Genomic DNA, 10,078 nt, shown 5'->3' on the forward strand with positions numbered 1-10,078 from the left:
ACGCGAACACCGGGCACGAGCCGGATGGGATGGACCGCCCGGGCCCCGGGCGATGCCCATCACCCGGATGGACGATCTATCGAACGCCACCGGCGGAGGATGTCCTGGGCCATCTGCTGCGCATATCGGGCATCCGAAGCCACCGCCAGGAACCGGAACCCCTCAGCCCGCCGCCGGAGGGCTTCTTCCACCGACATGCACATCATCCCCGCTGGCCGCCCCGCCCGCTGGGCGGCTTGCAGGACTCTCTGAATCGCCTCCTCCCAGGCGCTGTTCTCCCGGAACGAAGTTCCGATAAGCCCCATCGACGCTGCCAGATCATTGGGGCCGATGAAGACCACATCCACCCCCTCGACGGCGCAGATCTCATCCGCCCGCTCGACCGCAGCGATATGTTCGATCTGGACCACCACCATGACCTGATCGTTCGCAGCGGTCCAGTAATCTTCCCCATGCAGGATCGGCCCCAGCCAGGCGCCGACGGATCGGATTCCCCGCGGAGGAAAGCGCGCGGCTTCGGCAGCCCGACGGGCCTCCTCTCCGTTCATCACCATCGGCACCACGATCCCCATAGCCCCGGTGTCCAGGGCCAGCTTGATCCAGACTGGATCATTCCATGGGACGCGCACGAATGGGGTGGTGTCCGTGGGGAGGATGGCCATCACACTCTGGGCCATCGCATCGTAGCCGAAAGGGCTGTGCTCGGCATCCACCACCAGCCAGTCGAAGCCCATGCGGGCCAACAGAGCGGCCGCATAGGGACTGCCCAGACCCAGCCACGCTCCGATGGTGGCCTCTCCATTCCGCAACCGATCGAGGGTGCGATTGGGGATCATCGTGGATCTCCCCTCCCGAATGCCTTATCTGTTTTTAGATTTGAGGGTTTTCAGGGGCTAAACTGGGGGACTTCGGCCCCACCTCTAAAGCCCCGCTTTCCCCATCTGCGCTCCGTCCACTCGATAGCCGGTCGGGAGAACAGGTGCCGCCGGCGGAGGAAATGAGGGTGGGCCTCAAAATGGCCCCCACCTTTCCCTTCAGCGCTTTCCCCGCCGTCGCCCATTCGGGGAGGCAATGCCTTCCCGAAGGACTCGACGCAGGAATTGACCGGTATACGAAGTGTCCACCCGGGCGACCTGCTCAGGGATCCCTTCGGCCACAATATACCCTCCCTGCTCTCCACCCTCCGGGCCCAAATCGATGATCCAGTCCGCGACCTTGATCACGTCCAGGTTGTGCTCGATGACGATCACCGTATGTCCCTGGTCCACGAAGCGCTGCAACACATCGATCAGCTTCTGCACGTCAGCCGCGTGCAGGCCCACCGTGGGCTCGTCCAGGATGTAGAGGGTGTGGCCGGTCGGGCGGCGCGAGAGCTCCTTCGCCAGCTTGACCCGCTGGGCCTCGCCGCCCGAAAGGGTTGGGGCGGGCTGGCCCAGCCGGATGTAGCCCAGCCCGACATCCCGCATAGTCTGCAGCTTGCGCCGGATCGTCGGGAAGGCCTCGAAGAACTCATAGGCTTCATCCACCGTCATGTTCAGCACATCGGCGATGTTCTTCCCCCGATACCGGATCTGCAGGGTCTCTTTGTTGAACCGGGCCCCGCGGCAGACCTCACAGGTCACGAACACATCGGGCAGGAACTGCATCTCGATCTGGATCTGCCCCTGGCCTTCGCAGGCCTCACAGCGCCCGCCCTTCACATTGAAGGAGAAGCGCCCCGGGCCGTAACCCCGCAGTCGGCTCTCCGGCAGGCTGGCGAAGAGATCTCGGATGTCCGTGAACACCCCGGTGTAGGTCGCGGGGTTGGAACGGGGCGTCCGCCCGATGGGGGATTGATCGATGTTGATCACCTTATCGATGAACTCCACGCCCTCAATGGTGTCATGGTCCCCCGCGGGATCCCGGGCGCCGTTGAGGATCTGCGCCAAGCGCTTATAAAGGATCTCCACCACCAGGGTGCTCTTGCCCGAGCCGGAGACCCCTGTCACGCAAATGAAGGTTCCCAAGGGGAAGCGGACATCGATGTTCTTGAGGTTGTGCTCCCGGGCCCCGCGGACGACGAGGAACTTCCCGTTGCCCGGGCGCCGGCGGGCCGGGATCGGGATGGTCAGCCGGCCGGCCAGGTAGGCGCCGGTGAGGGACTTGCGGTTGCGCATGATCGCCTCCACCGGGCCCTGAGCCACCACATACCCGCCGTGCTCCCCTGCCCCCGGCCCCAGGTCGATCACCCAGTCGGCCGCCCGGATCATCGCCTCATCGTGCTCCACGACCAGAACGGTGTTCCCCAGATCCCGCAACCGCTTCAGGGTCCGGATCAGCCGCTCGTTGTCCCGGGGATGCAGGCCGATGCTGGGCTCGTCCAGCACATAGAGCACGCCCGTCAACTGGCTCCCGATCTGGGTGGCCAGGCGGATGCGCTGCGCCTCGCCTCCCGACAGCGTCGCCGTCGGCCGGTCCAGGGTGAGGTAATCCAGGCCCACATCCGCCATGAAGCGCAGCCGGTTGTGCAACTCCTGCAGGACCTGACCGACGATGAGGCGCTGGCGCTCGGAGAGGGAGGGCGGCTGGCCGTGATCCCCTCGAAGGGCTTCCACCCAGCGCATGGCCTCAACGACCGACATCCGGGTGACCTCGTAGATGTTCTTACCCGCCACGGTGACCGCCAGGGCCTCCGGGCGCAGCCGCGCCCCGCCGCAGGCCGGGCATGGCCGTTCGCTCATCCATCCCTCCACCCGCGCCCGGAAGTAATCCGAAGTGCTCTCCTCATATCGGCGGCGCAGGTTGGGGATCACCCCCTCGAAGGGCGCCTCATAGGTCCGCCATGTCCCATCCCGGGCCTGATATCGCACCGGGATCCGGACTCCCTCCCCCGCTCCATACAACAGGAGGTGCAATTGTTCGGAGGGAAGGGCGCGCACCGGGACATCTGTCGGGATACCGAAGGCGCGGCAGGCGGCTTCCAGCAACTGCCAGTAATAGCCTCCCTCCTCCTCGCCGCCCCAGGCGACGATGGCCCCTTCCGCCAGCGAGAGGTCTTTATTCGGGATGAGCAGATCCGGGTCCAGCTCCAGCTGCACCCCGAGGCCCTCGCAGGTCGGGCACGCGCCCTTCGGGCTGTTGAAGGAGAACAGGCGGGGCTCCAGCTCCGGCAGGCTGACGTTGCAATACGGGCAAGCGAAGTGCTCGCTGAAGAGCAGGTCCTCCGGCGGCTCCGCCGAGGCGTTGTGCACGATCACCAGCCCATCCCCCAGCCGCAGGGCGGTCTCCACCGAATCCTGAAGACGGGAACGATCCATCCCATCGCGACGCACCGTCAGACGGTCCACCACGGCTTCGATATGGTGGATCTTGTAGCGATCCAGCTCGATGGGCTCGTCGAGATCCCGGAGCGCCCCATCCACCCGGACCCGCACGAAGCCCATGCGGCGGAGCTCCTCGAACACCGGGCCGTGGTGCCCTTTCCGGCCGCGAACGACCGGGCCCAGGATCATGATGCGGGCCCCCTCCGGAAGGGCCAGGATGGCCTCCACGATCTGCTCCGGGCTCTGCTTCTGGACCTCCCGGCCGCAGCGGGGGCAGTGAGGGATCCCGGCGCGGGCGAAGAGGAGGCGAAGGTAGTCGTAGATCTCCGTCACCGTCCCCACGGTGGACCGGGGGTTGTGAGAGGCACCCCGCTGATCGATGGAGATGGCGGGGGAGAGCCCTTCGATCTGATCCACATCTGGCTTCTCCATCAGCCCCAGGAACTGCCGGGCGTAGGCGGAGAGGGATTCCACATAACGCCGCTGGCCTTCGGCGTAGAGCGTGTCGAAGGCCAGGCTGGATTTCCCGGAGCCGGAGAGGCCAGTGATCACCACCAGCCGGTCGCGCGGGATCTCCACCGTGATGTTCTTCAGGTTATGCTCACGGGCGCCGCGGACGATGATCTTCCCCTTCGCCATCACAGACTGCCGCCTTCCTCAGGATGAGTCAATTTCTCAGCATAGCACGGCTGGGGTATGGATTCAACGCACGACGTTCCCCGGTGGCCGGCGCGTTCCCGGACGTTCCGCTGTCCTATTCTGCCGCACGGCCCGGAGCGCAAGAGGGAGAAGCGAACGGGTCTGGGAAGGCTCGAGCGGGCCCGACGCCCGGCCACCGCATGGGGTTCCGGAAAGCGCCCAGCGGCGCCTCACCCATCGTCCGCGCTTGTTGCCCCGAGGGACGCGACGGAGGACGTTGGCGCTCGTCCGCTTCCCGCGGTTGGCTATCGGCCGAGGCCATCGAACATCCTGCCTTTAAAGCGGGGAGGCGCGCAGCATCCGCCGCGCGCCTCCCCCTCCCCACCCGTAATGGTCTGCTGGGGGACTGCTCATCGGGATTCCGGCTGGCTCACCAGCGCGCGGACCGCCTCCAGAACGGCCTCGTAGTTCGGATGCTGGGCGATCTCCGGGACATATTCCGCATATCGAATGATGCCCTCCGGATCCAGCACGAAGACCGCCCGCTGTTCCAGCCGCAGCTCCTTGACATACGTGCCGTAGGCGTGGCCGAAGGCCATCTCCCGATGGTCCGAAGCCAGGATCACGTTCTGGGCATTGGCCTCCGCCGCCCAGCGACGCTGGGCGAAGGGGAGGTCAGCGCTGACCGTGATCAGCACCACCTCATCGCCGAAACGTGCCACCTCTTGATCGAACCGCCGGGTCTGGGCATCGCACACCCCGGTATCCAGGGAGGGGACTACACTCAGAATACGGATTTTGCCATCGGTGCTCCGGATGCGGAACGGCGTGAGGTCGGGGGCGACCAGCTCCACATCCGGCGCCGGGTCGCCCACCCGCAGGGGCTCGCCGAGGACCGTCAGCGGTTTGCCGCGAAACGTCACCGCACCAGGGCGTTCCATCTGCGTCACCTCCGGAGGGATTCAGGGTTCATCCAGGCGGCCTCGCATTCGGTCAAGGCATCGCCCGGATATTTCGATGACAAAAACCATTCTAAATCCGAGCGCGGGATCCCTGCCACTTTCGAATTCCTCGCTGGGATTTCCCAGCCGATGGAGAGTGGGGAAGAGGAAGGTGAGGACGTTCCCGTCCGGACGCTTGGCCTCACTCTGAAGAGGCCAGATCGTCGGAGAGCATTAGAGACAAAAAAAGGCGGGTGGCAGAGCCACCCGCCTCGCCATGCGCTCTCCGCCCGGCTCACTCCTCGAGCGTGGAGAGATCGCCCTCCGGGAGGCCCAGGGCGCGGGCCCGAAGCACCCGGCGCATGATCTTCCCCGAACGGGTCTTGGGGAGCTTGTCCACGAAGTGGATGGCCTCCGGCCGGGCAATGGGGCCGATCAACTTCGCCACGTGCTGGCGTAGCTCCTCCGCCAGCGCCTCGCTGGGCGCGTAGCCGGCCTTGAGGATCACGTAACAATGGATCCCCTCGCCCTTCACCTCATGGGGGAGACCGATGGCCGCCGCCTCAGCCACCGCCGGATGGGCCACCAGCGCTGACTCGATCTCCGCCGTCCCCAGGCGATAGCCGCTCACCTTGAGCACATCGTCCACCCGCCCGATGATGTAGAAGTAGCCGTCCTCATCCCGCCGGGCAGCGTCCCCGGTGAAGAACCAGCCCGGATACTTCGACCAGTAGGTCTTTACATACCGATCAGGATCTCCATACAGGGTGCGGCTCATCCCGGGCCAGGGCGTCTGGATCACCAGATAGCCCTCCACACCCGGCGGGCAGGTATTCCCATTCTCGTCCACCACGTCAGCGGCGATGCCGGGGAACGGCAGGGTGGCCGAGCCAGGCTTCAGCGGGATGCAGGGCATAGGGGTGATCACAAAGCCGCCGGTCTCGGTCATCCACCAGGTGTCCATAATCGGGCAGCGCTCCTTCCCGATCACCCGATAATACCAGCGCCAAGCCTCCGGGTTGATCGGCTCGCCCACCGTCCCCAGCAGGCGCAGGGTCGAGAGGTTGCGCCGGTTGGGCCACTCATCCCCAAACCGCATCAGGCCGCGGATGGCCGTGGGGGTGGTGTAGAGCACGGTCACCCCATATTTCTCCACAATGCTCCACCAGCGGTCCGGATACGGATACGTCGGCGCCCCCTCATACATCACACTGGTGGCCCCCAGCATCAGCGGCGCGTAGACGATGTAGGAATGCCCGGTCACCCACCCCGGATCCGCCGTGCACCACCACACATCGTCATCCTTGATATCGAACACCCATTTCATCGTGGTGTATACATACACCGCATATCCCCCGTGCACATGAACCTGGCCCTTGGGGGCGCCGGTGGTGCCGGAGGTGTAGAGGATGAAGAAAGGATCTTCCGCGTCGGTGACCTCCACCGGGCACTCCCCCTGAGCGAAGGGCAGCCGCGCCAGCTCGTCGTAGAAGTAGTCCCGCCCCGGCTCCATCGGCACTTCCTGCCGGGTGCGGCGGACCACCAGCACATGCTCCACGGAGGGAGCTCGCTTAACGGCTTCGTCCACCGTGCGCTTGGTCTCCACAATCCGTCCATTCAAATAGCCCCCGTCGGCCGTGATCACCAGGCGGGACCTGGAGTCTTCGATGCGGGTGTGGAGAGCCTCCACAGAGAACCCGGCGAAGACCACGCTGTGGATCGCCCCGATGCGGGCACAGGCCAGCATCGCGATGAGGAGCTCGGGGATGCGAGGCATGTAGATCGTCACCCGGTCGCCCTTGCGTACCCCCAGGGCCTTCAGGACGTTGGCGAAGCGGTTCACTTCTTTGTAGAGATCATAATAGCTGAGGACCCGGCGCTCGCCGTTCTCCGCTTCCCAGTAGAGGGCCACCTTATTCTTGCGCCAGGTCTTCATATGACGGTCCACCGCGTTGTAGCAGATATTGAACTTCCCACCGACGAACCACTTGAAGAAGGGCCGGTTGCTGTCGTCGAGAACGCGATCCCATTTCTGGAACCACTCCAACTCTTCCGCCCGCTCCGCCCAGAAGGCCTCCGGATCCTGCATCGCCTGCCGATAGAGCGAGGGGTAATCCTTGATATAAGCGCGCTCGAGGACCTCGGGGGAGGGATAATACACCTCGCCGCTGAGATGACGGATATCCGCCAGCACCTCCTTTACCGCCATGGCATCCTCCTTTCCTGTAAAAGAAAAATTTTCAGGGATGGAGGGAACGCGCCAGAAGCGTGCTCCCTCCATCCCTGAAGTTCCTTGCACATCCCCTCGAGGGATCTTCTCCACCGGTTCAGCGAACGATTCACCACACCGCGATCAGCCGCACCGGCCCGCCCGAAGCCCCCTCAATGCGCAAGGCCCCTACGAAGACCGTGGCCCCCGCGGGTGGGATGCGACCCAGGTTGGCCACGTTCTCGAGCCCCCATTTGTTGGCCGGCAGGATCGTGTAGTGCGTCTTGAAATCCGTGGACGCCCCATAATCCAGGCTCAGCGTATCCACCCCGATGCCCACGATATTCCGCTCCCGGAGCAGGAACTCGGCGGTATCCGGATGGAAGCCTGGGAAGTGCATCACCCCTTTTTCGTCCATGTTCCGGAAGGCCGCCTCATCGCCTACCCGAGCGCCCCATCCGCTCCACATGAACACCACCGCCCCGTCCGGCAGCCGCCCATAGCGCCGTTCCCAGGCCCGGACATCCTCCGGGATCACTTGGGCGTCAGGATTTCGTCGGGCCCGATCGCGAATGTCGATGACCGCTGCCGGGGCCACCAGGACCTCCGCCGGGAGCCGTTCGATCGTGAGGGCATCCTTCCCGAAATGGACCGGGGCGTCCATGTGGGTGCCGTGGTGTTCGTAGATGTGCCAGCGATTGGCATAGAAGCCATGCTGGGCATGGTTGAAGATGTTCTCGATTTGAAGACGAGGCGCTCCGGGCCAGATGGGGAAATTCGGATTCTGCACGTAGGTGAGGTCCACTTTGCGCCGGAATACCCGGGCGCTGGTCCGCACCAACACCCCCGCTGGCGCTGAGGCGGCTTCCCCGTAAATCGGACGCTGCCAAGAGACGAAGCCGTGGGCGCTCACCAGCGTGGCGGCCGGATGGGGAGCGACCTGATAGCGGAAGGGCCCCAGAGCGCCTTTCGGAGGAATCCTCTCGGCCAGCCATACCGCCGACTGGAGGTCGCTGGATTCGGCCTCAAAGCCCCGGAACCAGGCTTTCTCCGGGGTCGCGGTGGCAGCCACGAAATCGGCGTTGCGGGGGACGTGGCCGGCCACATAGAGATCGGAGATCGTTTCTTCCGTGAGGTTACGAACGGTGAGGGTGAAGGTCACGAGGTCGCCTTCGCGAGCACCCGCGATTTCCACCGCCAGCCAGGGCCAGGCCGCCGGCTGCGGGGAGGGGAGGACAGTGGCGGCCATCGCACCGCCCAGCATCTTGAGGAAATCCCGGCGGCTCCAGGTCCGCGCCATCGCCTCATAGACCTGCGGTCCGCACATGGCCCCCTCCTTTCCGATTTGTGAAAAGGGGCAAGCATGGCAGGGGTGGAATCCAGTGATCTCCAGAGGACGGGTGGATTTGTTGATCAATTTAACAGAAGAATCAGGCTTCTGTCAAGAGCGGGAAATATCAGGAATAGACTTTGGACAAACCCAGGGGCGAATGGGGAGGGAGGAGAAAAAACAACCCGCGGGAGCGCTCGGAAGTTGCCTGGCGGATCTCCTCGATCTGCTGCGGGTTCATCCTCGCCCTCGGTTCGTCTAAAGGAGCGAGGGGCGGGAGGGCGATCCCCCGGGCGATCTCGATCGGAGCGGGATCAGCATGATCCGCGCACATAATGCATGGCGCCTAGGTGGCGGGCCATCCCTTTGAGCTCCATCATCGTCAGCGCACTGCTCACCTGGGCGACCGGCAAACCCGCCGCCCGGGCGATGTCATCGATGTGCTGCGGCTCCCGGCTTAAAACCTCCAGCAGGCGGGCCTCAATGGGATCCGCCGGCAGCTGAAGTTGGGCCTCCACCTGCTGGGCGGCGGTGGACCAGTTGAGGGCCTCCAGAAGCTCCTGAGGGGAAGTCACCGGGGTGGCCCCGTCGCGGATCAGCCGGTTGGTCCCCTGGCTGGCCGGGGAGAAAACGCTCCCCGGGATGGCGAAGACCTCCCGCCCCTGTTCCGCCGCATGGGACGCGGTGATCAGCGCCCCGCTGGCGGCTCCGGCCTCGACCACCAGCACACCCACCGCCAGGCCGCTGATCAGCCGGTTCCGAGCCGGGAAGTTCCCGGGCTCGGCCGGCGCCCCCAAGGGAAGCTCGGAGACCAGCGCACCGCTTTCCAGGATCCGAGCCGCCAGACGGGCGTGCTCTAAGGGATACACCCGATCCACCCCGCACGGCAACACCGCGATCGTCCGTCCTCCGGCCCTCAGCGCTGCCTCGTGGGCGATGGCATCGATCCCCCGGGCCAGCCCGCTGACGATGGGGATTCCGGCCCGCGCCAGCTCCCCAGAAAACCACTCCGTGGCCTGCCGCCCATAGGCCGTCGGCCGGCGGGTCCCTACGATGGCCAACGCCCATCGATCCGCCTCCGCCAGGTGGCCCCGCACAAACAGCACCGGCGGTGGATCCGGGATGCGGCGCAACAACAGGGGATACGCAGGGTCTTCCCATGTGAACGCCATCGCCCCGGACCGTTCCAACTGCTCCCGTTCCCGGTCCGGATGGAGCCGCCGTCTCGCCTCCGCCAGATTCCGGATCGTCCGCTGATCCAGCCCGGCGGCCCGCCACGCCCCCTCATCCGCCTCCCAGGCGGTCCGCAGATCTCCGAAATACTGCAACAGCGCCCGCAGGCGCGCCGGCCCGATCCCCATCACCCGGTTAAAGACCAGCCAGTAGCCCAGATCGTCCATGGAAACTCCTGAGCCCTCTCAATAGGGAGAGCAGGCGAGGCAAGGCTGCCTTTCCCAAATCATGATAGCGGACGCAGGGAAGGGCCAGAGGAGATCATAGGCGCCACGGACCACTTCAGGCGACCCGTTCGTTCCAAGCGCCCTCGGGAGGGAAGCGGGCCAACCCCATTCTTTGGGCCTTCAGGGCCCTAGTGCTTTGCCCACTTTTCATTTGGATCATTTGGAGGTTTTCGGGGGCGGTGCGGGGGGCCAAAGGC

6 protein-coding genes are annotated in these 10,078 nt (G+C 65.2%); all 6 read right to left on the minus strand.

Annotated features, from left to right (window positions below):
- Positions 1-59: 59 nt before the first annotated feature.
- Complete coding sequence (locus NZM16_RS03800; protein ID WP_295450229.1) at positions 60-836, minus strand: aldolase/citrate lyase family protein; 777 nt, start codon at positions 834-836, stop codon at positions 60-62.
- A gap of 198 nt (positions 837-1,034) precedes the next feature.
- Positions 1,035-3,941, minus strand: a complete 2,907-nt coding sequence (gene uvrA / locus NZM16_RS03805; RefSeq protein WP_295450226.1) for an excinuclease ABC subunit UvrA — start codon at positions 3,939-3,941, stop codon at positions 1,035-1,037.
- Between the two features lie 410 nt (positions 3,942-4,351).
- A complete protein-coding gene (gene tpx, locus NZM16_RS03810; RefSeq protein ID WP_295450223.1) occupies positions 4,352-4,882 on the minus strand; it encodes a thiol peroxidase in 531 nt (176 codons plus the stop codon).
- A 295-nt stretch (positions 4,883-5,177) separates the two neighbouring features.
- Complete coding sequence (gene acs, locus NZM16_RS03815; RefSeq protein ID WP_295478666.1) at positions 5,178-7,091, minus strand: acetate--CoA ligase; 1,914 nt, start codon at positions 7,089-7,091, stop codon at positions 5,178-5,180.
- A gap of 130 nt (positions 7,092-7,221) precedes the next feature.
- A complete protein-coding gene (locus NZM16_RS03820) occupies positions 7,222-8,418 on the minus strand; it encodes a cyclase family protein (RefSeq protein ID WP_295450218.1) in 1,197 nt (398 codons plus the stop codon).
- A 317-nt stretch (positions 8,419-8,735) separates the two neighbouring features.
- Complete coding sequence (dprA, locus tag NZM16_RS03825) at positions 8,736-9,821, minus strand: DNA-processing protein DprA (protein ID WP_295450216.1); 1,086 nt, start codon at positions 9,819-9,821, stop codon at positions 8,736-8,738.
- Positions 9,822-10,078 lie beyond the last annotated feature (257 nt).

Origin of the sequence: Thermoflexus sp. (assembly GCF_025055495.1) — a bacterium.
Taxonomy (GTDB): Bacteria; Chloroflexota; Anaerolineae; order Thermoflexales; family Thermoflexaceae; genus Thermoflexus.

What these genes read in the sequence shown, in the direction of transcription:
- NZM16_RS03800 (WP_295450229.1), bottom strand. Translation starts at nt 836, where the DNA reads ATGATCCCCAATCGCACCCTCGATCGGTTGCGGAATGGAGAGGCCACC.
- uvrA (WP_295450226.1), bottom strand. Translation starts at nt 3,941, where the DNA reads ATGGCGAAGGGGAAGATCATCGTCCGCGGCGCCCGTGAGCATAACCTG.
- tpx (WP_295450223.1), bottom strand. Translation starts at nt 4,882, where the DNA reads ATGGAACGCCCTGGTGCGGTGACGTTTCGCGGCAAACCGCTGACGGTC.
- acs (WP_295478666.1), bottom strand. Translation starts at nt 7,091, where the DNA reads ATGGCGGTAAAGGAGGTGCTGGCGGATATCCGTCATCTCAGCGGCGAG.
- NZM16_RS03820 (WP_295450218.1), bottom strand. Translation starts at nt 8,418, where the DNA reads ATGTGCGGACCGCAGGTCTATGAGGCGATGGCGCGGACCTGGAGCCGC.
- dprA (WP_295450216.1), bottom strand. Translation starts at nt 9,821, where the DNA reads ATGGACGATCTGGGCTACTGGCTGGTCTTTAACCGGGTGATGGGGATC.